Source organism: Solicola gregarius (genome assembly GCF_025790165.1).
Classification (GTDB): Bacteria; Actinomycetota; Actinomycetes; order Propionibacteriales; family Nocardioidaceae; genus Solicola; species Solicola gregarius.
This window is the reverse complement of record NZ_CP094970.1, coordinates 575377-598608: the sequence shown is the minus strand read 5'-3', so window position 1 is coordinate 598608 and position 23232 is coordinate 575377. Positions and strand designations below refer to the sequence as shown.

Genomic DNA, 23232 nt, shown 5'->3' with positions numbered 1-23232 from the left:
GTCAATCGGCCATGCGGACCGACGGTCCGCTGATCGTGTTCGGTAGGGCGAGCTCGGCGCCGTTGAGATACGTGATCGTGTCCTGGGCGGCGTACGGAATCGTGTCCGCCGCCTTGTAGAGCGCCTGCTCGGCCTGCATCCAGGTGTCACAGGACTTCGCGCCCGCCAGTGAGCTCGCCTTCGTGATCAACCGCTGGTAGTCGCCGTTGGCTATGCCACCGGAGTTGCGGCCACCCGGGGGCAGCGGTCCGGAGTTCCACGGGGTCATGATGCTCGGCAGCCAAGCGTTGATTGCGGCGTCGGCGATGTCGTAGCTGCCGATGTTCTGCTTCTCGTAGAGCTGGGCCAGCTTGTACGGCGTGTCGCCACTGTCGAGGGTGACCTCGATGCCGACGTCGGCCAGCTGCTGTTGCACGAGCTCCATTGCCGCGGACTTCTCGTCGCTGACGTCGAACAACAGGTTCAGCTTCAGCGGTTCTCCGTCCCGAGTGCGTACCCCATCGGGTCCTTCCGACCAGCCTGCATCATCGAGGAGTGACTTCGCGGCCTCGACGTCCTGCTCGGGCAGCATGCCCTTGGTGGCGTCGTACTCGCAAGGATTCGGGTCCATCATTGCCAGCCGCTCGGCGCGGTAGCCCTTGCCGCCGGTGATGACGTCGGTGAGCGCGTCGAAGTCCAGCGCCTGCAGGATCGCGCGGCGCACCCGATCGTCGGCGGTGGGCTTGCCGTCCAGCTCGGAGAAGTAGAACTGGCCCATGATCAACGGAACGCGACGGCCGACCTCGGTCTCCTCGGCGACGCGCTCCTCGTCGGGGCCGGTGATCGTCGCGGCGTTCAGCTCGCCGGCCAGCAGGAGGTTCGCCGCGGTACTGACGTTCTCGACGACCTGGATGGAGACCGTTGCCGGCGCATTCTCGGTCTCGGAGGTGTTGCCGTCCTCGGGACCCCAATCGTAGTCGTCGCGCCGCTCGAGAACGTAGCGGTCGCCGGACACGACGTCGGCGATCTGGTAGAGGCCGGTGCCGACCGACTCGGCGGCTGCGGAGTCCGGATCGTCCAGTGCCGGCTGGCACATGATCTCGAGCGCGCCCGTTTGGGTGAGCAGGAACGACGACGGGTTCTTGACGTCGATCGTCACGGTGTGTGCCTTCTCGTCGAAGCTCGCACTCGCGTCGGACGGCACGAGCACGCCGTTGATCGCCGATTCGTTCTTGGGGTCGGTGACCCAGTTGAAGTTGTTCGCGACCGTCTCCGCGGTGAGTTCCGTGCCGTCCTGACAGGTGACGCCCTGACGCAGGGTGTACGTGACCGAGGTCGGCGTCTCCTTCCAGGACTCGGCGAGCCACGGCTCGGCCTTGCCCGTCTCCGGGTCGAAGTAGACGAGGTTGTCGTACAGGAACGACGTGACCTCGCGGGCGGCATTGGCCGTCGTACGGAACGGGTGTAGGTTTCCGGGGTCTTCCAGCAGGGCGTATTTGAAGGTGTCCGATGGGGAACCGCCCGCATCGTCCGCCGTCTCGCCGCCCCACCCGCAGCCTGCGATCGTCATCGCCGCGACCACTGCGGTGACACCCGAATTCCTCAACCGTCGGTTCATCGCATCTTCCGCTCGTCGGTGGTCCGCACCAGGGCATCGGACCGGATTCGCACTAGTGTTGCACCGGGTCTCGACAGCGATATTGTCGTCGTACACGAAAGTTCGACCGGCCACTGGTTTCGAAGCACCAACCCGTCGGCGACCCTTGGCGAGGAGCAGCGATGTCGGCCGGAATCCCCGTGAACGTACTAGTTCCACGCCTCGCGGTAGCCGAGGTGGGTGCGGCGTACCCCGGTCGGGCCGACTCGACGGTGACCTGGGTGGCGACCGCCGACGAGGACCCGCTCCCCACGGATGTCCCCGGTGCACTCGTTCTCGGCACCGGGCTGACGTCGCCCGATCAGGTTCGTCAGGCCTGGCGTCGATGGTCGCAGCAGGGTGCGAGCGCCCTTGTCGTGCGAGCATCGGCTCTCATCGGCGAGGCACAGCTCGAGCCCGCCGGCCCGACATGGCTCCTGACGATCGGCGAGCGCATGTCGTGGGTGCGACTTGCCACGCTCGTCACCGCCGACCTCGACGCGGCCGGTCCTCGTACCGACGGCGCGGACGACACGGTCGAGTGGGACGACCCCGATCTCTACGAGATCGCCAACTATCTCTCCTCGGTCCTGGTCGGCCCGGTGACGATCGAGGACATGGCGTCGCGGATTCTCGCGTTCTCCTCCGACCACGACCGCGCCGACGAACCACGCAAGCGCAGCATCCTGGAGCGGCAGGTTTCGCATGCCCACAACAAGGTGCTGGCCGACGGCGGCGTCTTCACCCGGTTGTTCGCCGGGCCGGATCCCATCTATGTCGAGCCCCCGATCGACGGTGCGCGCCCGCGAGCCGCAGTACGCATTGCGGCGGGCGACGAGATGCTGGGCTCGATCTGGGTCGTCGTCGACCAGCCGCCGAGCCCGTTGCAGCGCCGAGTCCTTGTCGAGTCGGCGGCGGTCGTCGCACTGGCATTGACCCGTTCGAGGCTGGTCGAGGACGCTCGCAGCAGTGTCCAACACCGGTTGGTCTCGCGCCTGTTGGAAGGTGGAAGTGAAGCGGTCGCCGCCAGCCGCGACCTGGGGACCGGCGCCCGCCCGGCGTACGTCTTGGCCGTGCGTCGCGACGGACGACAGCCCGAACCCGAGTTGGATCCCAGGTTCCGATCGTTGGTGCGGCTGCTCACGACCTACCTGCAGTCGATCCATCGCGGTGCGGTCGTCGCACCGGTCGGAAACACCGTGTACGCGGTGCTACCCGCGCGCACCAGCGGAGGCACTCTTGGTGCGAGCGAGACCGGCGCGGACCGCGTCGGCGAACACATGCGACGGTCGGAGCAGCTCGCGGAGAACGTCCTGAACCGATTGGGGTATGCCGACCTACTCGTCGGGATCGGTGATCCCGTCGACGACGTCGCGCAGCTGCCTCGATCGCGTCGCCAGGCCGACGCCGCGACGAGGGCGCTGCTGGCCGGTCGCCACGGTAGTCGCAGGGTCGCCTCCTGGCGAGAGGTTCAGGTCGACTCCCTCTTGTTGGAGCTTGCGCAGGCAATGCTCGACCGGCACGAGCCGATCGCGGCGCCGCTCGACACGCTGCTGGACGGAAGCCCGGACAACGGCGACCGGGCATTGTCCACGCTGCGCGCCTATCTCGATCATTTCGGCGACGCCTCGGCCGCCGCCCGGTCGCTGTTCGTGCACCCGAACACGTTCCGGTACCGCCTCCGCACGCTCACGCGTCGCCACGGGCTCGACCTGAGCGATCCGGACCAGCGGTTCGCTGTGCTGCTTCAGCTACGGCTGCTCGAGCTGCTGCGTCGGCCCACCGACCGGACGGGGGAAGAGTCGACGATCGACAGAGTCGTCGCGAACGCGCCGGATGCCGTGATGTGAGGGGCCGCGACGAAGGGGACGGCGAAGCTGACCGCGTCACGTCTCACCGGGCTTGCCAGGTACGTCGCAGCTCATCCTGCTGTACGCGACGGCCGCGCCCCGGGTTGGCGATCACCTCGCCGTCACCGTAAACCACGTCGCCCCGGCTCAGTGTCCACCGTGGCCAGCCCTGCAGCCGTCGCCCGTCGTATACGGAGTAGCCGGCGGCAGACTCCATGCCGCTACCGTCGACGAGCCGATGTTCGTTCGGATCGAGGATGACAAGGTCGGCGTCGGCGCCGACGGAAATGCTGCCCTTGTTGCGCAGTCCGAAGATCCGGGCGGCATTGGTGGCGGTCACCCGGACAAGAGTCTCCGGGGTGATCCGGCCGGCGACGACGCCTTCCGTCCACAGCAGTGGCAGCATCGTCTCCAGTTCCGCAACGCCCTTTCGCAGGCACGCGAGATCGCCGATATGCTCGCGTTTCTGCTCCAAGGTCCAGGGCGCATGGTCACTGCCCACCGTGTCGATCGAACCGTTCGCGAGTCCCCGCCACAGTGCTTCGACGTCTTCGCGTTCCCGAATAGGGGGCATGCCGACCTGCTTGTACCCGTCGGGCTCCGCATGCACCGCACTGGTGCTGCCAAGATAGAGCGGCCGGGTCTCCACCATCACCGGGAGCCCGGCATGTCGACCGCGCCGCGCGGCATCCAGCGCATCGGATGCAGACAGGTGTACGACATAGACCGGCGCCCCGGTCAGCTCGCAGATGGCGAGCAGTCTCTCCACTGCGGCACGCTCGCTGACCGGTGGCCGGGTCTCGGGGTATCGGTCGACGCCGCCACCCTGCGCCTGGACGCGACGAGTTGCGAAATCGACCAACGCGTGGTCCTCGCAATGGGCGAGGGTGATCATCCCGAACCGCCGCGCCGTGTCGATCGCCTCGACGAGGCCAGAGTGATCCCAGTCGAACGCGAGCATGACGATCTTCAGACTGCGGTGCCCGCGACCGGCCAGGTGGGCGATCTCGTCGGCGGTCCCCGGAGGTGCGGAGATCAGGCCAGCATGGAAGTAGTGATCGACCGCGGCGCGTGAGCGCGCGGCCTCCTCGTCTCGTTCAACGGCAGCTCGGATGCCTTCGTCGGCGACCGGGAAGCTCATCTGGCCGACAGTCGTGACTCCACCGGCGAGAGCGGTTCGGCTTCCGGTCCAGAAGTCGTCGGCGAACTCCGGCTCGCCCCCCGCCGTCGCCGGCGTGGCCGAGAAGTGCACATGCGGGTCGACGATCCCGGGTAGGACGAGACAGCCGCGTGCGTCGATCTCCCTGACGCCGCGAAGCGATGTGCCGAGTACGGCGATCCGTCCGTCGCGGATGCCGACGTCGACCCGGTGCCGTGCGTCTCCGGCGACCACATCGCCGGAACGAATGACCATGTCCAGCGGCGGCTCACTCATCGCAACGCCTCAACAGCCTCTCTCGAGTAGGTAGCCGTCGGCTCGGGCGAACCCCCGGACTCGCCAACCGTCCCACATCAGGACACCGAGGGTCGCTCGGATCGTCTGCCGCCACCGGGCCGCAAGGTCGGGATCGTCGCGACGCAGTAGCTCGATGTCGGCCGGCACAGCGATGGTGCACAGCCGCGCATCATCCGGCGAACCGACGAAGACCGGTCGATCTCTCGGGTCCCTCCCGAGCACGACGGTGGGATCGGTTGGCGCAGGTCTGGTTGGCGACCGGCCGGCGCGTACGGTCGGCCACTCCACGAGCAGGCGGTCGCTGCCGCTGCCGTCGTTGAGCGCATCGACAAGGCTGCCGTAGAAGTTCTCGACGTACGCCGTCACCCGGGCGCCGAGAGTGTTCAGGTTGAAGGACGCGTTGCGCGCCACGAGGGGGTCGTAGGTCCAGATGATCCGCTCGATCCCGAGCCGGGCGCACCAGTCGCGTTGGTGTTCCTTCAGCCGGCGGCCCACACCGCGATCGGCGTGGCTGGGCAGCACCGCCGTGATGTGTGAGTGGAGCGCTTGACCGAGCGGGACGGCGAAGAAGCCCGCGCTCACGCCGATCAGGGTGTCACCGTCGAACGCGCCGCCCACGTATCCGCCGCCGTGGGACAGCGCGACCAGCAACGGGGCATCGATCGGGCCGCCGCCGTTTCTGCCCTGCCAGATCAGCGCCAGCACCCTCGCGGCCGCGGCCATGTCGTCGCGTTCCAGAACGCGCACTGATATCGCGGCGCCTCTGTCGTCGTGTGCACTTGCCCCGTTCGAGATTCCCTGCCCTGCAGTCATGATGCGTGTCGGTCCTTCCCGTACCGATGTCGAACACGTGCAGGGCTCTGCCGCACGTCGGCTCGACTGCCATCCTCCGGACGACCGTGGAACCTTTGTTCGCGACGGCGAACAAACTTCCGTTGAGGTGTTCGTCGGCGCGCACAAAGTCCGAGCTCTGCGCTCGAGGGGTGGCCCCGCGCCTACCTAGACTGCGGCCACGTGTGAGGCCGTCGGTGCCTCGGAGGGGACCCGTCCATGAGCTCGACCAAGCCACTACGCCGTGCGCGCCTTCTCGCGCTGGCAGGTGCCGTTGCCGCCGTCAGCATCACAGTGCCGTCCACGACCAGCGCCGCGAGCGGTGAGCACGGCAACCGAGCCGCAAGCGAGGATCGTGGGGTAGCGCAGGCGGTGGTGTCAGAGCCGCTCGCCGCTCCGCCGAAGCCGCTGCGCGAGCTCAAACGCGCGGCCGACGCAGGCTCGGCCGAGATAGATCGCGGGTTCCCGAGTACGAAGGCGGCGGCCGCCGCGGTCGTCGATGACCTGCTCGCGAGCAGGCATTGGCAGGGCAAGGTGCCCCGCAGGAAGATGCCGCTGAGCGTCGGCAAGCTCTACACGCTCGACGACGGGGCGTTCGGGGAGTGCTCGGCGTTCGCGGTTCGTGACCCGAAGTTCCCCAAGAAGCGAAGCTACGTCGTCACTGCCGGCCACTGCTTGGTCGATCCGAGGACCAAGAACTGGACCGACTTCGTCGAGTTCTACCCGAAGTACTACGGCAAGAAGGGCTCACCCCTCGGTGGCTGGGACGGCAAGCGGCTGCTCACGTACGACAAGTGGTACTACAAGGGCAACTACAGGTACGACGTCGGAGTCGTCAGGCTGCAGCGCTTCAAGAAGAAGCAGATCGTCGACCGGGTCGGGGGCAGCCGCCTCGCGTACGGTGCGAAGCCCGGCCACAAGCGCGTACGCTTCATCGGCTACCCGGCGGCGGGCAAGTACGACGGCAAGTTCCCGTACCAGTGCGTCGGTCGCACCCATCGCGACTCGAAGAAGCACTGGATGACCGTCATGCCATGCGCGACCAGGGAGGGTGCGAGCGGCGGCCCGTGGTTCACCCGGATGCTCAACCGCAACACGGGCGTCGCGTACGCGGCACTCTCGCGTGGTTCGAAGTCGGGTAAACGGATCATGACCGCGACGACGTTCAAGAAGAGCCTCCGGCGGATCGTGTTCAAGCAGAAGTGGGGGTGACGGCGCGGATTCGACGCACCGAAGGACGATTCATGCCTTCCGGGTGATGACAGGCGTGACTGTCGTTTGCGAACGTGGCCTGCATGACGACCACTCCTCGTGACGCCACGCCGTCCGTCGTGGATCAGCACCGATCCGCGCTCGGGGCCCTCCCGTTCTCCGACACTCGCGACTTCGACGCCGTCTCGCGCGGGCTCATCGCCAAGCTCGAACCCGGGGTCGTACGCACCGATGACGGCGACGTGAAATGGGACAACGACTCGTACTCCTTCATCGACGGTGACGCGCCGGAGACGGTGCACCCGAGCCTGTGGCGGCAGTCGAAGCTCGTCGCCGAGCAGGGCCTCTACGAGGTCGTCGAGGGGATCTACCAGGCCCGCGGGTTCGACCTCTCGAACGTGACGTTCATCGAGGGCGACACCGGCGTGATCGTCCTCGACCCCCTGCTTTCGGAGGAGACCGCGGCGGCTGCGATCGCGTTGTACCGCGAGCACCGCGGTGACAGGCCCGTGACGGGCATCATCTACACGCACTCGCACGTCGACCACTTCGGCGGCGTCAAGGGCGTCATCGGCCAGGAGGACGTCGACGCCGGCCGGGTGCCCGTTCTCGCTCCGGAGGCGTTCACCGAGCATGCCGTCTCGGAGAACGTCTACGCGGGCACGGCGATGGGCCGCCGCGCCGGGTACATGTACGGCGCGGCCCTCGCCCGCGGCCCACGCGGCCAGGTCGGTGCGGGGCTCGGCCAGACGACCTCGATCGGCAACATCACCCTGATCGCGCCGACGGTCGACATCACCACGACCGGTCAGGAGGAGACCGTCGACGGCGTGCGGATGATCTTCCAGATGGCACCGGGCACCGAAGCCCCGTCCGAGATGCTGATCTTCTTCCCCGACCATCGGGCGCTCTGCGCCGCCGAAGACGCCACACACACGCTGCACAACCTGCTGACACTGCGCGGCGCGGTCGTACGCGACCCGCATGTCTGGTCGGTCTACCTCACCGAGACGGTCGACCTCTTCGGCGCTCGGACAGACGTCGTCTTCGCCTCGCACCACTGGCCGACCTGGGGCCAGGGCAACGTCATCGAGTACCTGACACTGCAGCGCGACCTGTACGCGTACCTGCACGACCAGACGTTGCGGATGCTGAACAAGGGCCTCGTCGGAGCCGAGATCGCCGAGGCGATCGAACTGCCACCGGCGCTGGAGAACGCCTGGCACGCCCGCGGCTACTACGGGTCGGTCAGTCACAACGTGAAGGCCATCTACCAGCGATACATGGGCTGGTTCGACGGTAACCCCGCTCACCTCTGGCAGCATCCTCCCGTCGAGGCAGGAAAGCGATACGTCGACTTCATGGGTGGCGCCGACGCCGTCGTGGAGAAGGCGCGCGCCTCGTACGACGCCGGTGACTTCCGCTGGGTGGCCGAGGTGGTCAACCATGTGGTGTTCGCCGAGCCCGACCATGCCGGCGCGCGAGAGCTGCTGGCCGATACGTACGAGCAGCTCGGATACGGTTCCGAGAACGGCACCTGGCGCAGCTTCTACCTCTCCGGTGCCACCGAACTGCGCGAGGGCAACTTCGGTACGCCTACCGTCACTGCTTCCGCAGACATCGTGACCAACCTCAGTCCGACGATGCTATTCGACGCACTGGCCATCCAGGTCGACGGCCCCAAGGCCTGGGACGAGCGGCTGACGATCGACATCGACCTCACCGGGTCCGACGAGCGCTACCGGCTGACCCTCGCGAACGGCGTGCTCACGTACTCGGCTGCCGCGCAGCCCGGCGATGCCGACGTCGAACTGTCGCTCCCACGTACGTCTCTCGGGGTGCTCGCCACGGGTGCCGTCGACGCGGACACGCTTGCGGCGGCCGGCATCGAGGTGACCGGTGATGCATCCGTGCTCGGCCGGCTGTTCGGCGTCCTCGATCCGGGCGATCCGAACTTCGCCATCGTGACACCCGACTGAGGTGCGTGCACCTACGGCATCGACGCGAGACCATACCCGTACATAGATCACCCGTCATAGGTGAGGCTCGGGACTCGGAAAGAGATTAGGTTCGACGTCGTGGATAGTTTCTGGGATTTCTTCTGGTTCATCATCTCCTTCTTCCTGCTCATGGCCTACCTGGTCGTGCTCTTCCAGATCCTCGGGGATCTGTTCCGGGACCGGGAGACCAGCGGATGGGTCAAGGCGGTGTGGGTGTTCTTCCTCATCCTGGTGCCCTTGCTGACGGCCCTGGCGTACCTCATCACCCGCGGTCAGGCCATGACCGAGCGCAGCCTTTCGGCGGCGCAAGCCGCGCAGTCCGACGCCGAGACCTACATCCGGTCCGTGTCCGCCGGGGCGGGGTCGCCGGCCGATGAGATCAAGCGCGCGAAGGACCTGCTCGACGCGGGCGCCATCGACGAGCAGGAGTTCAACTCACTCAAGGCCAAGGCCCTGGGCTGACCTGCCGACCGCCGCGAGTCTGCTCACCCGGGACGGGTGAGCAGACTCCGTTGCTGCCTCCGCTGGGGTCTTTCGCGATTGCCATCGGTCGATGTACGCGACACGATGAGGGATGGCCACCGGAGCCGGGCTGCGCCGGTCGGTACGTGGCGCACTCGCGCTGCTGGTCGTCGTCGGGACGGTGATCGCGCTGCTGACGGCATTCCAGCGGCAACTCATCTACTTTCCGGACTCGTCGCCCGTTCCGCCCGCTGCCACCGTTATCGAGGACGCGCGGGACATCGAACTGCACACCGCCGACGGCCTGGAGCTCGGTGCGTGGTTCGCTCCGGCACCGACGGGCGTGGAGGGTCGCGGGTACGCCGTATTGGTCGCGCCGGGCAATGGAGGCAATCGCCTCGGTCGCGTGGAGTTGCTGCGACAGTTGAACGCACACGGGTTCGCCGTGCTGGCGATGGACTACCGCGGTTATGGCGGAAACCCGGGGAGCCCCAGTGAGGAAGGCCTTGCCCTCGACGCGAATGCGGCCGTCGACGCGCTCGAGGAGCTGGGTTACCCGTCGCAGCGGACGATCTACTTCGGCGAGTCGCTGGGTACCGGCGTCGTGGCCGCGCTGCAGGAGCGACGGACACCGGCCGGGATCGTCCTCCGCTCGCCGTTCACCGCGCTCGCCGACGTGGGCGCACACCACTACCCCTGGCTGCCGGTTCGCTGGCTGCTCAGGGACCGCTTTCCCGTGGTCGAGCACATCGCGTCGACCCGCGTACCGGTGACCGTGATCTACGGTGACCGTGACTCCGTCGTCCCGTCACAGCAGAGCGCCGAGGTCGCGGAGTCCGCGCCCAACCTCGTGGAGTCCGTCGTACTCCATGCCGACCACAACGACGGCGCGATGTTCGGGTCGCGGGTCGTGGCAGCGGTCGGACGCCTGGCGCGGCACGCCTCCCGGGGCGAGGTCGCCTAGGCTGCGGCCATGGCAGAGCGAAAGCATCCCGATATGTGGGTCGAACCCGAGGACGACCCGCGCGTCGACGAGACTCCCGACAGCGAGATCGCCAACCTCGTGCAGTACCTCCGCCGCTACCGGCAGACGTTCGAGATGAAATGCGATGGCCTGGACGCCGAGCAGCTCGCTCGGCGCTCTGTGCCGCCGTCGACGATGTCGCTGTTGGGGCTCGTACGCCACCTCGCGCGCGTCGAGCACAGCTGGTTCCATCGAGTGCTCCAGGGCCACGCCGACGAGCCGAAGCTCTTCAACCCGCCCGATGACCCCGACATCGCCTTCACCGGAGCGGTGGCCGATCCCGCTGTCGTCGACGAAGCCTGGTCGGTTTGGCGGGAGCAGGTCGCGGCTGCAGACGGGTGGCTCGGGACCGTCGGAGACGACGACATGGCACGTGCGGTCGATGTCGACGGAGAGCCGGCGCCGATTCGCGACATTCTGCTGCACATGGTCGAGGAGTACGCCCGGCACTGCGGTCACGCCGATCTCCTGCGCGAGGCGATCGACGGACGCACGGGGCAGTAGGGATGCAGGCGCCGCTGCGTTACGTCGCGATCGGCGACAGTCTCTCCGAAGGTGTCGGGGACGACCCGTGGCCCGACGGTACGCCTCGGGGGTGGGCCGATCGGCTCGCCGGCCGACTCGCCGAGCAGTACGGGCCCGACCGGCAGGTCGAGTACGCCAACCTGGCGGTACGTGGGCTCAAGGCAGCACAGGTCCGAGACACTCAGCTGGCGAACGCGGTCGCGATGGAGCCCGACGTCGTGACGTTGACCGCGGGAATGAATGACATCCTGCGATCTCGGGTGGACTTCGAGGCGTTGCGCGCAGCGTTGGTCGGCCTGGTCGCGCCGCTCACCGCGCGCGGCGCACGCGTGGTGATCGTGCCGATCCCGGACGTCCGGCGGGTCTCGCCGGTGGGCGGCATGCTCAACGCACGCCGGCTTCGGCTGAACGACATCTATCGCGAACTCGCCCGACACCATGGGATGGAGCCGGTCACCGATACGGCCGGTACGGTCTTCGAGGACCCGCGCGCCTGGGCCGACGACCGGCTGCACCTGTCACCGTTGGGCCATCAACGGCTGGCGCTCGCCGCGGCGGCCGGCCTCGGCGTACCGGTCGACGCCGATGCGCTCTCACCGCCCGACGGTGACCCGCCACGGCGTACCGTCCGGGCCGAGACCACCTGGGTTTGGCAGCACGTCGCTCCGTGGGTCGGGCGACGACTCCGGGGCACGTCATCGGGCGACGGTCGAACAGCGAAGCGCCCAACGCTCGAGCGGTTCGACTCACCGTGACCTCCGGCTACAGCGCTTCCTCCAGATCGCCGAGCCGCTCGGTGAGACGGAGGTTCTCGCTGTAGTCGACCGGACACGCGATCACCGACACCGTGTCGTCGTCGAGCGCCCGACGAAGCGTGGGCAACAGCTCGCCCGCCGACTCGATCTGGTAGCCGCGTGCGCCGAAGCTCTCCGCGTACGCCACCAGGTCCGGGTTGCCGAACCTGGTGTGGCTGTGGCGCTCCAGGTCGAGCTCCATCTTCCACGTGATCAGGCCGTACTCGTCGTCGACGAGCACCAGCACGACGATCGGCACGTTCTCGCGTACGGCGGTCTCGAGCTCCTGGCTGTTCATCAAGAAGGAGCCGTCACCGGGCAGCGCGAGCACCTTGCGGTCCGGTCGGGCCAGCTTGACCCCGATCGCCCCGGGTAGCGCGAAGCCCATCGCCGAAAGACCGTTGGAGACCAGGCACGTCTCCGGCTCGTACGTCGGGTACAGCCGCGACATCCACATCTTGCCCGCGCCCGTGTCGGCGAGCACGACGTCATCTCGCCCGAGCGCCTCGCGTACGTCGGCAACGACTCGTTGTGGGACGAGTGGGAACGCATCGTTGCCCCGGCCGTACGCGAGCTCCTCGTCGAGCAGCTTGCGTACGCCCGTGCGCGTGTCGTCGCAGCAAAAGCGCTTGGAGACGGCATCGGCGAGCGCGTCGAGCGTCTGCGAGATGTCGGCCTGGATGCCGACGCGCACCGGGTAGTGCGCATCGGTCTCGGCGGGGAACCGGTGCAGGTGCAGGATCTGCTTGTCTCCGCGCGGGTTGACCTTGACGGGATCGAACTCCTGCAGCTCGTAGCCGACGCACACGATCACGTCGGCGTCGTCGAAGCCGAAGTTCGAGTAGTCGCGCCGCATGAACCCGACGGCGCCGAGCGCGTTCGGGTGGTCGTCGGGAAAGACACCCTTGCCGTGGAAGGTAGTGGCCACCGGAACGTCAAGCGTCTCGGCGAAGCGTCGCAGCGCTGCCGAAGCGCCCGCTCGTGCGGCGCCGTGCCCGGCCAGTACGACCGGGTTCTCTGCCTTGTCGAGCACGGCGGCGGCGCGTTCGATCTGTGCAGGGGACGGCGCATCGGCGCGCGGTGACGCGATCGGCAAGGGGTCGAGTGGGGTTGCCGGCACGGCGTCCTCGATGTCCTCGGGCACGGACAGGAACACCGCGCCCGGGCGCTCCGTCTGCGCCGTCTTGAACGCCTTACGGATCATCTCCGGCACGGCCTCGGGGATGAGCACGCGGGCCGACCACTGCGTAACCGGCTCGAACATCGCGACCAGGTCGATCACCTGGTGCGACTCCTTGTGTACGCGCGACAGGGCGCCCTGGGCAGCGATCGCGACCAGCGGTGTGCTGTTCGTCGTCGCGTCCGCCGTGCCGAGCTGCAGGTTGATCGCGCCCGGCCCGAGCGTCGCCGAGCATACGCCGGCCTTGCCCGTGACGCGGGCGTACATCTCCGCCATGAACGATGCGCCCTGCTCGTGCCTGACCAGTACGTAGCGGATCGACGACTCGGCCAGGGCATCGACGAGGTGGATGTTCTCCTCGCCCGGGATGCCGAACACGTACTCGACGCCCTCCGCCTCGAGGCATCGGACGATCAGGTGGGCCACATCGTCAGTCATGGGAACACCCTACGCAGCGGCTCAGTGGCTCGTCGTCGCCAGCCGGATCGCGACGACGCACAGGATGGTGCCCGTGGTGCGCTCGATCCAGATGCGCACGCGAGGGCGGCGCAGCACCCGGCCGATCCGATCGACGACTGCGACGTACAGGCCGAACCACAAGACGTAGAGCGCGGCGAAGCTCGCCGAGAACAGCATTGCCTCACCGTGCGGCGACGCAGTGTCGGACGACAGGAACTGCGGGAGGAACGTGACGAAGAACAGCGCGACCTTGGGATTGAGCGCGTTGGACAGGAATCCCTGCCGCAGGTACGCAGAGGCGCCGGGGCGCTCGGCGAGATCGTGCAGGTCCGGATCCGCGGATTCGAACCTGCCTGCGGTGCGGAGCAGCTGGCAGCCGAGCCACAGCAGGTACGCCGTGCCGGCGACCTTGAGCACCGTGAATGCCGTCGCCGACGTCAGCAGCAGGGCGGACAATCCTGCTGCGGCCGCCGTCGCGTGAACCGCGACGCCGAGAACGCCGCCGGTCATCGTGGCGATGCCGCCCCGCACGCCGCCGACGAGGCTGTTGCGGGTGATCAGGGCCTGGTCCGGACCAGGAACCATGATCAGCAGCAGCGCGGCGACGGCGAAAGCGGTCATGACAAAACAGCGTGGACCGAGGTGACCCATACGTCCAATGTCAATTCTGAAGGAAATCGATGCATAGACTCTATGAATGGTCACCTTGGTTCAGTTGCGCATCCTGGACGCGGTCCGCCGCCATGGCTCGGTGACCGCCGCCGCCGGCGAGCTGCACTACACCCAGCCGTCGGTCAGTCATCATCTGGCGAGGCTCCAGAGTGCCGCCGGAGCTCAGCTGTTCCAGCGGGTCGGACGCGGCATTCGCCTCACCGAAGCCGGCCAGGTGCTGGCAACGAGGGCCGCGGAGATCCTCGGTCGGGTCGATGCCGCGACCGCCGAGGTCGCCACCCTGGTGGGTCTGCGCGCCGGGTCGGTCAGGCTGGCCGGATTCGCATCGGCGCTGACCACCCTGGTCCCGCGCGCCGCCGAGCTCCTCGGCCAGGAGCATCCGGGACTCGAGCTCGGCCTGACCGATACGCATCCCGAAGAGGCTTTGCAACTGTTGCGCGCCGGACAAGTAGACGTGGCCGTGATCTTCCGGTACGACGACACGCCGGCCGAGGACGGGCTCCGAGTCGATCACCTGCTCGACGATCCGGTGTACCTGGTCACACCGGCGGATGGTGCGCCCGCGGCGCTGGAGTCCCATCGCGACGCACGCTGGATCGCCGGGTGCGAACGTTGTCGCCGACATCTCGTGGAGGTGTGCGGCCGGGCCGGCTTCACCCCGCGGCTGGTCTCGACAACCGATGACATGGTCGTGATGCAGTCTCTCGTGGCGGCCGGTATGGGCGTCACCACGATCCCCGGCCTGGCGATGCGTACCTACCGCGACCCAGACTGCGGCACCACTCGGCTCCCAGAGGTGCGCCGCGTCTACGCCGCGACCTACGGCGAGCCGCCGGACCCACCCGCGACGACCGCCCTGCTCGACGCCCTTGGGCGCGCGGCAGAGGCCATCCGAGACGACGGTCCGGCTGCTGGTGACTCTACGTGACGGTTACGGAGCGCAGCGATCCGAAAGTCCTTGCTACCTGTGGTGTCGCCCTGCGACACTGGGGTCGGCGCGAGTGCGCGACGGGGGCGGACTCAAGAGGGAATTTTATGATGCGAAGCATGAAGAAGACCCTTTGCCGCGGTCTCGGAGCAGCGGCGATCATCGTCTCTGTCGTGGCGCTCGGCGCGCCCTCTGCACAGGCTGCGGACGGATGGGACTCACGGACAGGCTGGGACGTTGCAGGCTCGAACGCCAAGCCCGGTTGGGACGTCAAGGGCTGGGACGCCAAGGGCTGGGACGCCAGGGGCTGGGACGCTCCGTCCGGCGCTCGCCTCGGCTGGGACTGATCAGCCTCTGGCGACGTATTGATTGAGCTGGTCGCGCTCGAACTCGAGCTGGGCCATCCGGAACTTCACCGCGTCTCCGATGCTGACGACGCCGGCGAGCGCGCCGTCGTCGTCCAGGATCGGGACATGTCGGAAGCGGCGCTCGGTCATCAGCTTCATCAGGTCGGTCACGGCGTCGTCGGGCGTGCACGTGATGACGTCGGCCGTCATGATCGACTCGACCGTGAGCGTACGCGGGTCGTCGACGCCGCGTAGCTTGCGTACGATGTCGCGCTCGGACACGATGCCGTCGATCGTCGCGCCGTCGCGGCTCACCACGAGCGCGCCGATGTTGTGCTCGGCCAGTCGGTCGAGCAGATCGGTGATCGAGGAGTCGGGGGAGATCGTCATCACCGCGTCATTACCCTTGGACGCAAGTACGTCGCTGACTCGCATGGTGGCCTCCAATCGGCTGGTGGGGTGAGCGTACGTCGCGCCCGCGGATTCGGCTACCGATGCGCCCATGGTCCAAGATGGGCGGGTGACGATCCAGACCGCCACGACGACGCCGGTCGTACGACCAGGTGCGAGCCCGCTGCTCGCTCCGCTCGTGATGGCGTGGATAACGGTCGTCCTCGCGCTCGACTCCGAGGGCCCGCTGTGGACGCAGCGGCTGCTCGGGTTGCTGACCTGGGCCATCCTCGTCGCCGTGCTCGCCCGCGAATCGACGCTCGTGCGGGTTCAGACGGCGATCGTGGTGTGCTTCGCATCGCTGATCGAGTACACGTTCTCGCCGCTGCTCGAGGTGTACGTCTACCGATTCGACAACGTGCCGGCGTATGTCCCGCCGGGACACGGTCTCGTCTACCTCTCCGCCTTGGCGTTGGGCAGGTCGACCTGGGTACGCGCGCACCTACGGGCGTGCACGATCGCGGTCATCGGGGTCGGGGGCACCTGGGCGCTGTGGGGCCTGTTCGGCACCGAGCGGGTCGATGCGCTCGGTGCGTTCTGGTACGCCTGCCTGGTGGGGTTCCTGCTGTGGGGGCCGTCGCGCTCGCTGTACGTCGGCGCGTTCGTCGTGGTGTCGTACCTCGAGATCGTCGGCACGGGGCTCGGCACCTGGGAGTGGCAGTCGTACGACCCGACGGGCATCGTGGCGATCGGCAACCCGCCGTCCGGCGCCGCCGGCGGCTACGGATGGTTCGACCTCGCCGCGATCCTGCTTGCGCCGGTGCTGATTCGGTGGTGGCGCGGGCGTAGCGCGTCGACCTAGACGCCCTGGCGGCGCTGGTCCCTTCGATAGCGGTACCAGTCGTTGGCGCCGCCGACGAACAGGCAGATGATGCACGCGATCGAGCCGAGCACCCAGATCGCGGAGATGAACGACGTGATCAGGATGAGGCCGATCACCAGCGAGATCGCCGCGAGCACCGTCAGGGTGATCCGGGCCCAGTTCTGACCCTTGATCGCGAGCACGGCGACCACGACCCCGAATGCCGCGATGATCGCCCAGATCACCACGAAGACGACCACGCCGGCCTTCGCGTCGGCGATCTGGTCGATCTGGTCGGCGGTGAGCTCGTACTGGCCGGGGTCGGATCGGAACTCGTCGATCATGGAGTTCCAGGCGGCGATCACGCCGACGAGCGATCCGAGTGCGGCGAGGGCAGAGATGCCGGACAGGACGATGGCGATCACTGCGCCCGCCGTGACGCTGCCCGGCCGCTCGATGTGCGGTGCGTAGCCGCCGTACCCATAGCCGCTCTCCTGGCCGGTCGGATACGGCGTCCCGTACGGCTGCTGGTACTGCGGCGGCTGGTTCGGCGGGTACTGCGGCGGCTGGTTCGGCGGGTACTGTGGCTGGTTCGGGTCACCCGGTGGCGGGTACGACATCGGCGAGGAGTCCTTTCGCGGGCAACGCGGTCCGCGCTCCCGGCGTACGGCAGTGGTCGGCCTGCATCGGCCTCGTCGTCATCCTAACGATCCCGGGCGTCTGCCGCCGCATTCGGGCGGCGCGGCCGACCACCAAAGAAGCGCTTGACGGTCGGGCGCCGCCGGTGACACACTCCCAAGCATGTCTTTGGAGGTCAGTTCGCTCCGCGCGCTCGCACATCCGGTACGCCTGCAGATCCTGTCGCTGCTCACGGGATCGGCGATGAGCGCCACCGAGCTGGCCGGCGAGCTCGACATCTCCCAGGCGAACGCGTCGTACCACCTGCGCGCGCTCGCGTCGGCGGGCTACGTGGTGGTCGACAGCGAGGAGCGGATCCGCGGCGGTGTGGCCAAGCGGTACCGCCATCCGTGGGACTCCGCCCAGCCGAGCCGGCCCGCGCACGACGAGGACTACCTGCTGTACGTGCAGGCCATGGCCCGCGAGCTGGTCCGGCGCGCCGCGTACCGCGACCCCGACTACCCGGCGCGCAGCAACACCGACGCGGAGCTCTGGGTGACGCCGGAGGTCTGGGAGGAGGTGTTCGACCTCGTCGAGCGGGCGTCGACGATGCTGCACTCCTCCGCGCGACGGCCCCGAACGCCTGGAGCCGTCCACGTCAACATGACCGCGAGCCTGTTCGCGATGCGAGAACGCAAGGTCGTCGACGGTCGATGAAGGTGCCGTCGCCGCTGCGGTCGTCCCGGTTCCGATGGTTCTTCACCGGTCGTACGCTGTCGTTCCTCGGCAGCTCGATGGCTCCGGTGGCGCTCGCCTTCGCCGTACTCGACATCACCGGGTCGCCGGCGAGCCTCGGCATCGTGCTCGCCGCGCGCAGCATCCCGATGGCCGCGCTGATGCTCGTCGGTGGGGTCATCTCCGACCGGTTCTCCCGAAGTACGGTCCTGGTCGTCTCCAACAGCCTCACCGGACTGTCCCAAGGCCTCGCCGCGACCTTGCTCATCACCGGGAACGCGGAGGTGTGGAGCCTTGCCGTGATCGAGGCGGTCAACGGCGTCGTCGTCGCATTCACGTTCCCCGCGATGCAGAGCGTGATCCCGATGGTCGTCGATCGCGACGACCTCCAACAGACCAACGCGATCCTGAGCTTCAGTCGACAGGGCATGTTCGTCATCGGACCGAGCCTCGCCGGGCTGTTCGTCGTCACGATCGGGTCCGGCTGGGCTATCGCCGTCGACGGCGCGTCGTACGTCGTCTCTGCGTTCTGCATGAGCCGACTGCACCTCCGCGCGGTCGAGCGCACGGATCCGTCGTCGATGGTCGCCGACCTGCGCGAGGGCTGGGGCGTCTTCGTCTCGATGCAGTGGGTCTGGGTGGTCGTCTCGGCGTTCGGCGTACTGAACATGATCCACGCCGGCGTGATCTTCACCCTCGGTCCGGTGATCGCGAAGGACACCATCGGTGAAGGCGCCTGGGGTGCGGTGTTGAGCGCCGAGTCCGTCGGGTTCTTGGTGACCACGCTCGTACTGATGCGAGTCCGGCTGCGCTACCCGCTGCGTGCCGGGATGCTCGGCATGGCGTCGCTGGCCCTGCCGATGCTCGCCCTCGGCGCCGCGCCGCAGACGCTGGTGCTGGCGACGTTGATGTTCCTGGCCGGCGTCGGTACGGAGATATTCGGCATCGGCTGGAGCACTGCCATGCACGAGAACGTGCCGAACGAGTTGCAGTCGCGTCTCTGGTCGTACGACGCGTTCGGTTCGTTCGTCGCGATCCCGATCGGTCAGCTGCTGGCCGGGCCGCTGGCGGCCGCGTTCGACGCGCGCACGGTCGCGGTCGTCGCGGGTGCCCTGTACGCGGTCGTCGCGCTCGCGGCACTGCTCTCGCCGGACGTACGCCGGCTGCGGCACGAAGCCGAGGCGGTCAGTCCGCCTCGGGCGGACGCCGACGAGACGTCAGCTCCGTGACGTTGGTCGAACTCGGCCGTTGCGGCTCCGCCGCGCGGTCCGGGAAGTGCCCGAGGAAGGCCATCGCGTCCTCGTGCAGGTGGCCGTTCGTCGCGAGGGCATTGCCGGCCCAGGGGCCGCTCGACCCGTCGAGGCCACCGAACAGCCCGCCGGCCTCGCGTACGATCACGTCGAGCGCCGCCATGTCCCAGACGGCGAGCTCCGGCTCGGCGGCGATGTCGAGAGCGCCCTCGGCGAGCAGCATGTAAGACCAGAAGTCGCCGTACGCACGGGTGCGCCAGACGCGGCGGGTGAGTGCCATGAACTGCTCGAGCTTGCCGATGTCCTCCCAACCGCCGATGGAGCTGTACGACAGCGAAGCGTCCGTGACCTTGTCGACGTGGGAGACCCGGCACTGGCGGGCCGACATGATCGACTTTCCGGTCCACGCCCCGCCGTCCTTCGACGCCCACCAGCGGCGACCGAGTGCAGGAGCCGAGACGCACGAGGCGACGACCTCGTCGTCGTCGACCAGCGCGATCAGCGTTGCCCAGACGGGTACGCCGCGCAGGTAGTTGCGGGTGCCGTCGATCGGGTCGATGATCCAGCGGCGTACGCCGGTGCCGGACACCCCGAACTCCTCGCCCTGCACGACGTCTCGGGACCGACTGCGGCCGAGCGTGCGCCGGATGGCCTGCTCCACGGCCTCGTCGGCGTCGGTCACCTCCGTCGAGTCCGGCTTCTTCGACACCCGCAGGTCGCGCGCCCGGAAGCGATCCATGGTGAGCGAGTCGGCGTCGTCGGCGAGTACGTGCGCGAGTCGGACGTCGTCGGTGTAGGGGGTCGGCATGTGCTCAGGGTAGTGGTCGCGGTAGCCGCTCACCCGTAGGCCTTACCTCACGGGTAATCGCGTTCGGCAGCAGGCACCGGACATGCTTGTCACATCTGCCACTGGACACGGAGGAACGACATGACCGCGACACCCACCCGCACGCTCGTCGAGCGACTGCTGGAACGAATCGGTTCCGGCGACCCGGAGGCGGTCGCGGAGCTGTACGCCGACGACGTCGACTGGTTGGTCGACTGGCCCGCGTACGAGCACGGGCGCTCCGAGACTCCCTGGATCCGGCACCGGTCGACGCGCGCCGACATGGCCGATCTCACGCGTCTGCTCGGCGAATACCACGTACCGGGCGAAGCGGATACGCAGGTCGAGTCGATCCTCGTCGACGGCGACGACGCCGTCGTGTTCGGGGAGATCCGGCAGACGGCGAAGCCGACCGGCCGTGCGTACCGGTCGCGCTTCGCCCTGCACGTGACCTTCCAGGACGGGTTGGTCATCCGCAACCACGTGTACGAGGACAGCCTGGCCGTCGCACAGGCGTTCTCCGGCTAGTACGTGGGTGCGCTCAGGCTGGCGAGCACGCGACGGAACGACTCGACTCGACGGGAGTCGAGGGTGCCGGACTCGACGGCGGAGTCGAGTGCGCACTCGGGCTCGTCGGCGCCGTGCGTACACCCGCGGGGGCAGTCGACGGCGGCCTCGGCGAGGTCGGCGAACGCGTCGATCAGCTCGTCGGCTTCGACATGAGCGAGTCCGAACGAGCGGATGCCCGGGGTGTCGACGATCAGCCCGCCCTCGGGCAGCGCGAGCGCGATCGCCGAGGTGGACGTATGACGGCCCCGACCCGTGACCGCGTTGACGTCGCTCGTCACCCGTTCGGCGTCGGGGACCAGCCGGTTCACCAGCGTCGACTTGCCGACGCCGCTGTGGCCGACCAGCACGCTGGTCTCGTTGCGTAGCCGGGATTCCAGCTCGTCGAGCGGCCCGTCGTGTCGGGTCACGACGGTGTCGACCCCGAGCGGCGCGTACGAGGCGACGAGGTCGTCCGCAGGCGCGAGATCCGATTTCGTCAGGCAGAGCAGCGGTGTCATCCCGGCGTCGTACGCGGCGACCAGACACCGATCCACCAGCGACGGGCGCGGCGGCGGGTCGGCGAGCGCGGTGACGATGACGAGCCGGCGCGCGTTGGCGACGATGATCCGCTCGACGGGATCGTCGTCGTCGGCCGTGCGGCGGAGGACGGTCTTACGGGGCTCGACCTCGACGATCCGGGCGAGAGTGTCGGGTGCACCGCTCGTATCGCCGACCACTCGTACCTCGTCGCCGACGACGACGCCCTTGCGTCCAAGGCCTCTCGACTTCATCGCGGTCACGATGCGGCGGCCGTCGGCGTCGTCGAGCAGCAGCGTGTAGCGGCCGCGGTCGATGGTGACGACCTGACCCGCCGAGGCGTCGTCGTAGTTCGGCCGGTCCTTGGTACGCGGTCGAGTATGCCGGCGCGGTCGGTCGTACTGTGCGTACTCGTCGTACCGCGAGCTCACCGGACGAACCGCTCCCACTCATCGGCGAAGCCGGGGTAGGTCTTCGCAGTGGTGGCGATGTTCTCGACGCGCACACCGTCGACGCCGAGCGCGAGCACCACGCCGGCATGCGCCATGCGGTGGTCGGCGTACGTCGCGAACGTGCCGCGATGCAGGGGGCGCGGGCGTACCTCGAGCCCGTCGTCGAGCTCGGTCACGTCGCCGCCGAGTGCGTTGATCTCCGCCGCGATGGCCGCGAGGCGGTCGGTCTCGTGGCCGCGCAGGTGGCCGATGCCGCGCAGGTACGAGGGTGCGGAGGCGAGGGCGCAGAGCGCCGCGACAACGGGCGTCAGCTCGCCGACGTCGTGCAGGTCGAGGTCGACACCGCGGATGGCGCCCGTGGCGTCGACGACCAGGTCACTGTCGTCACGTACCACCGTCGCGCCCATCAGGGTTGCGATCTCGCGCCAGCGGTCGCCCGCTTGGTCGGTCGCCTCAGGCCAGTCCGAGACACGTACCCGGCCGCCGGTCGCCAGCGCGGCCGCGATGAACGGGCCGGCGTTCGACAGATCGGGCTCCACGCGTACGTCGACAGCCTTCGGCGTGCCTGGCCGTACGACCCAGCGATCCGGCTCTGAGTCGTCGACCTCGACACCACGCGTACGTAGCTGGGTGATCGTCATGTCGATGTGCGGCATCGATGGGACGGGCTTGCCCGAGTGGCGTACGTCCACGCCGTCTCGGTATCGGCAGCCCGACAGCAGCAGCGCCGATACGAACTGGCTCGACGCGGATGCGTCGATGGTCACCACGCCGCCGGGAACATCGCCTGTGCCGTGCACGATGAAGGGCAGTGCCCCGCGTCCGCCGTCGTCGATCACGACGCCGAGGTCGCGCAACGCCGCGAGCACGGTGCTCATCGGACGCTCGCGTGCATAGGGGTCGCCGTCGAACGACACGTCACCGCTCGCCAGCGCGGCGACGGGCGGTACGAAGCGCATCACCGTGCCGGCGAGACCGCAGTCGACCTCCGCGGGACCGCGGAGCGGGCCGGGCTCGACACGCCAGCCGTCGGCGGTCTCGTCGATCCGCGTACCGAGCGAGCGCAGGGCCGACGCCATCAGCTCGGTGTCGCGGGCGCGTAGCGGCGCCACGATGTGCGACGGCGCGTCCGCGAGCGCGGCCAGCACGAGCACCCGGTTGGTCAGCGACTTCGAGCCCGGGAGGTTCGCGGTCGCGTCGATCGGGTCCGCGCGGTACGGCGCGGCCCAGGCAACGGCGGCTTCGGACTCGGTCATCGCCGCCAGCCTACCGAGGGTCCGCTCTCAGGCCGCGGTCAGTTGCAGGGTGAGCGCTCCCGCGGCGAGCAGCAGGAACGCTCCCGGATACAGGTTCGACACGGCATCGGCATGTGCGCGGACGTGCGTGACGAGCGCTCCGACGAAGAACAGGACCAGGCCGGTCGCCGCCGCGATCCCGATCGGCGGTACCCAGATGCCGACGAGCAAGCCGATCGCTCCTGCCGCCTTCAAGGCACCCAGCGGGTACAACCACGAGGACGGCACGCCGACCCTGGTCATGTTGTCGAGCACCCACTCCGATCGGCGCAGGTCGAGAATGGCGAACGTCAGGTTCGCGGCCGCCGCGATGATGACGACGGTGACGTCGAGGGTGAACATGCGTACTCTCCTGAAACGGGT

The 23232-nt window shown here is 68.3% G+C and carries 24 protein-coding genes; 13 read left to right on the top strand and 11 right to left on the bottom strand.

Features of this window, described 5'->3' with window-relative positions; all coding sequences use genetic code 11:
- Window position 1: 1 nt before the first annotated feature.
- On the bottom strand, window positions 2–1549 hold the full coding sequence (locus L0C25_RS03055) for an ABC transporter substrate-binding protein (RefSeq protein ID WP_271634910.1): 1548 nt from the start codon (window positions 1547–1549) through the stop codon (window positions 2–4).
- Window positions 1550–1758: 209 nt separating this feature from the next.
- Between L0C25_RS03055 and L0C25_RS03050 the strand changes: the two genes are divergently transcribed.
- A complete protein-coding gene (locus L0C25_RS03050) occupies window positions 1759–3465 on the top strand; it encodes a PucR family transcriptional regulator (protein ID WP_271634909.1) in 1707 nt (568 codons plus the stop codon).
- A gap of 43 nt (window positions 3466–3508) precedes the next feature.
- Here the strand turns inward: L0C25_RS03050 and L0C25_RS03045 are convergent, their stop codons facing one another.
- Both L0C25_RS03045 and L0C25_RS03040 read right to left on the bottom strand, forming a co-directional pair.
- Window positions 3509–4900 (bottom strand): amidohydrolase family protein, encoded by a 1392-nt coding sequence (locus L0C25_RS03045; protein ID WP_271634908.1) that lies wholly within the window; start codon window positions 4898–4900, stop codon window positions 3509–3511.
- Between the two features lie 9 nt (window positions 4901–4909).
- Window positions 4910–5668: a GNAT family N-acetyltransferase gene (locus L0C25_RS03040; protein WP_271634907.1), complete on the bottom strand. Its 759-nt coding sequence runs from the start codon at window positions 5666–5668 to the stop codon at window positions 4910–4912.
- A gap of 303 nt (window positions 5669–5971) precedes the next feature.
- Here L0C25_RS03040 and L0C25_RS03035 point away from each other — a divergent pair, with 303 nt between their 5' ends.
- The 6 genes from L0C25_RS03035 (at window position 5972) to L0C25_RS03010 (ending at window position 11730) form a co-directional block, all read left to right on the top strand.
- Window positions 5972–6964: a trypsin-like serine peptidase gene (locus tag L0C25_RS03035; protein ID WP_271634906.1), complete on the top strand. Its 993-nt coding sequence runs from the start codon at window positions 5972–5974 to the stop codon at window positions 6962–6964.
- A gap of 83 nt (window positions 6965–7047) precedes the next feature.
- Window positions 7048–8943, top strand: coding sequence for an alkyl/aryl-sulfatase (locus tag L0C25_RS03030; RefSeq protein ID WP_271634905.1), 1896 nt, complete (start codon window positions 7048–7050; stop codon window positions 8941–8943).
- A 99-nt stretch (window positions 8944–9042) separates the two neighbouring features.
- The gene (locus L0C25_RS03025; protein ID WP_271634904.1) at window positions 9043–9426 is read left to right on the top strand and encodes an SHOCT domain-containing protein; all 384 of its coding nucleotides are present in this window, start codon (window positions 9043–9045) and stop codon (window positions 9424–9426) included.
- A 112-nt stretch (window positions 9427–9538) separates the two neighbouring features.
- Window positions 9539–10390: an alpha/beta hydrolase gene (locus tag L0C25_RS03020; RefSeq protein ID WP_271634903.1), complete on the top strand. Its 852-nt coding sequence runs from the start codon at window positions 9539–9541 to the stop codon at window positions 10388–10390.
- A 9-nt stretch (window positions 10391–10399) separates the two neighbouring features.
- Window positions 10400–10954, top strand: a complete 555-nt coding sequence (locus L0C25_RS03015) for a DinB family protein (protein ID WP_271634902.1) — start codon at window positions 10400–10402, stop codon at window positions 10952–10954.
- 2 nt (window positions 10955–10956) lie between these two features.
- Window positions 10957–11730 (top strand): SGNH/GDSL hydrolase family protein, encoded by a 774-nt coding sequence (locus L0C25_RS03010; protein WP_271634901.1) that lies wholly within the window; start codon window positions 10957–10959, stop codon window positions 11728–11730.
- A 7-nt stretch (window positions 11731–11737) separates the two neighbouring features.
- Here L0C25_RS03010 and L0C25_RS03005 read toward each other — a convergent pair whose 3' ends face one another.
- Window positions 11738–13387 carry an acetolactate synthase large subunit gene (locus L0C25_RS03005; protein WP_271634900.1) on the bottom strand — a complete coding sequence of 550 codons (1650 nt, stop codon included), beginning with the start codon at window positions 13385–13387 and terminating at the stop codon, window positions 11738–11740.
- Between the two features lie 21 nt (window positions 13388–13408).
- Complete coding sequence (locus L0C25_RS03000; RefSeq protein WP_271634899.1) at window positions 13409–14029, bottom strand: LysE family translocator; 621 nt, start codon at window positions 14027–14029, stop codon at window positions 13409–13411.
- A gap of 76 nt (window positions 14030–14105) precedes the next feature.
- On the opposite strand from L0C25_RS03000, the gene L0C25_RS02995 reads away from it, so the two are divergent.
- Window positions 14106–15008, top strand: coding sequence for a LysR family transcriptional regulator (locus L0C25_RS02995; RefSeq protein WP_271634898.1), 903 nt, complete (start codon window positions 14106–14108; stop codon window positions 15006–15008).
- Window positions 15009–15127: 119 nt separating this feature from the next.
- A complete protein-coding gene (locus tag L0C25_RS02990; protein WP_271634897.1) occupies window positions 15128–15355 on the top strand; it encodes a hypothetical protein in 228 nt (75 codons plus the stop codon).
- On the opposite strand, the gene L0C25_RS02985 is transcribed toward L0C25_RS02990, so the two are convergent.
- Window positions 15356–15790, bottom strand: coding sequence for a CBS domain-containing protein (locus L0C25_RS02985; protein WP_271634896.1), 435 nt, complete (start codon window positions 15788–15790; stop codon window positions 15356–15358). It lies immediately after the preceding gene.
- An 85-nt stretch (window positions 15791–15875) separates the two neighbouring features.
- Here L0C25_RS02985 and L0C25_RS02980 point away from each other — a divergent pair, with 85 nt between their 5' ends.
- Window positions 15876–16607: a hypothetical protein gene (locus tag L0C25_RS02980; protein WP_271634895.1), complete on the top strand. Its 732-nt coding sequence runs from the start codon at window positions 15876–15878 to the stop codon at window positions 16605–16607.
- On the opposite strand, the gene L0C25_RS02975 is transcribed toward L0C25_RS02980, so the two are convergent.
- Window positions 16604–17227, bottom strand: a complete 624-nt coding sequence (locus L0C25_RS02975; protein ID WP_271634894.1) for a hypothetical protein — start codon at window positions 17225–17227, stop codon at window positions 16604–16606. The two genes, L0C25_RS02980 and L0C25_RS02975, sit on opposite strands and share 4 nt — an antisense overlap.
- Before the next feature lie 181 nt (window positions 17228–17408).
- Here L0C25_RS02975 and L0C25_RS02970 point away from each other — a divergent pair, with 181 nt between their 5' ends.
- Together L0C25_RS02970 and L0C25_RS02965 are read left to right on the top strand one after the other, a co-directional pair.
- Window positions 17409–17942: an ArsR/SmtB family transcription factor gene (locus tag L0C25_RS02970; protein ID WP_271634893.1), complete on the top strand. Its 534-nt coding sequence runs from the start codon at window positions 17409–17411 to the stop codon at window positions 17940–17942.
- On the top strand, window positions 17939–19189 hold the full coding sequence (locus tag L0C25_RS02965; RefSeq protein ID WP_271634892.1) for an MFS transporter: 1251 nt from the start codon (window positions 17939–17941) through the stop codon (window positions 19187–19189). The genes L0C25_RS02970 and L0C25_RS02965 overlap by 4 nt, the downstream gene beginning before the upstream one ends.
- Here L0C25_RS02965 and L0C25_RS02960 read toward each other — a convergent pair.
- Window positions 19146–20018 carry an inositol monophosphatase family protein gene (locus L0C25_RS02960; RefSeq protein ID WP_271634891.1) on the bottom strand — a complete coding sequence of 291 codons (873 nt, stop codon included), beginning with the start codon at window positions 20016–20018 and terminating at the stop codon, window positions 19146–19148. The two genes, L0C25_RS02965 and L0C25_RS02960, sit on opposite strands and share 44 nt — an antisense overlap.
- A 120-nt stretch (window positions 20019–20138) precedes the next feature.
- On the opposite strand from L0C25_RS02960, the gene L0C25_RS02955 reads away from it, so the two are divergent.
- On the top strand, window positions 20139–20564 hold the full coding sequence (locus tag L0C25_RS02955; RefSeq protein WP_271634890.1) for a nuclear transport factor 2 family protein: 426 nt from the start codon (window positions 20139–20141) through the stop codon (window positions 20562–20564).
- On the opposite strand, the gene rsgA is transcribed toward L0C25_RS02955, so the two are convergent.
- The 3 genes from rsgA to L0C25_RS02940 are packed head-to-tail and all read right to left on the bottom strand — an operon-like array spanning window position 20561 to window position 23211.
- Window positions 20561–21553: a ribosome small subunit-dependent GTPase A gene (gene rsgA, locus L0C25_RS02950; RefSeq protein WP_271634889.1), complete on the bottom strand. Its 993-nt coding sequence runs from the start codon at window positions 21551–21553 to the stop codon at window positions 20561–20563. The genes L0C25_RS02955 and rsgA overlap by 4 nt on opposite strands.
- Complete coding sequence (gene aroA / locus L0C25_RS02945; RefSeq protein WP_271634888.1) at window positions 21550–22830, bottom strand: 3-phosphoshikimate 1-carboxyvinyltransferase; 1281 nt, start codon at window positions 22828–22830, stop codon at window positions 21550–21552. Before aroA ends, rsgA begins: the two co-directional genes overlap by 4 nt.
- Before the next feature lie 27 nt (window positions 22831–22857).
- Entirely contained in the window at window positions 22858–23211 is a 354-nt protein-coding gene (locus L0C25_RS02940) for a DoxX family protein (RefSeq protein WP_271634887.1), read from the bottom strand.
- Window positions 23212–23232 lie beyond the last annotated feature (21 nt).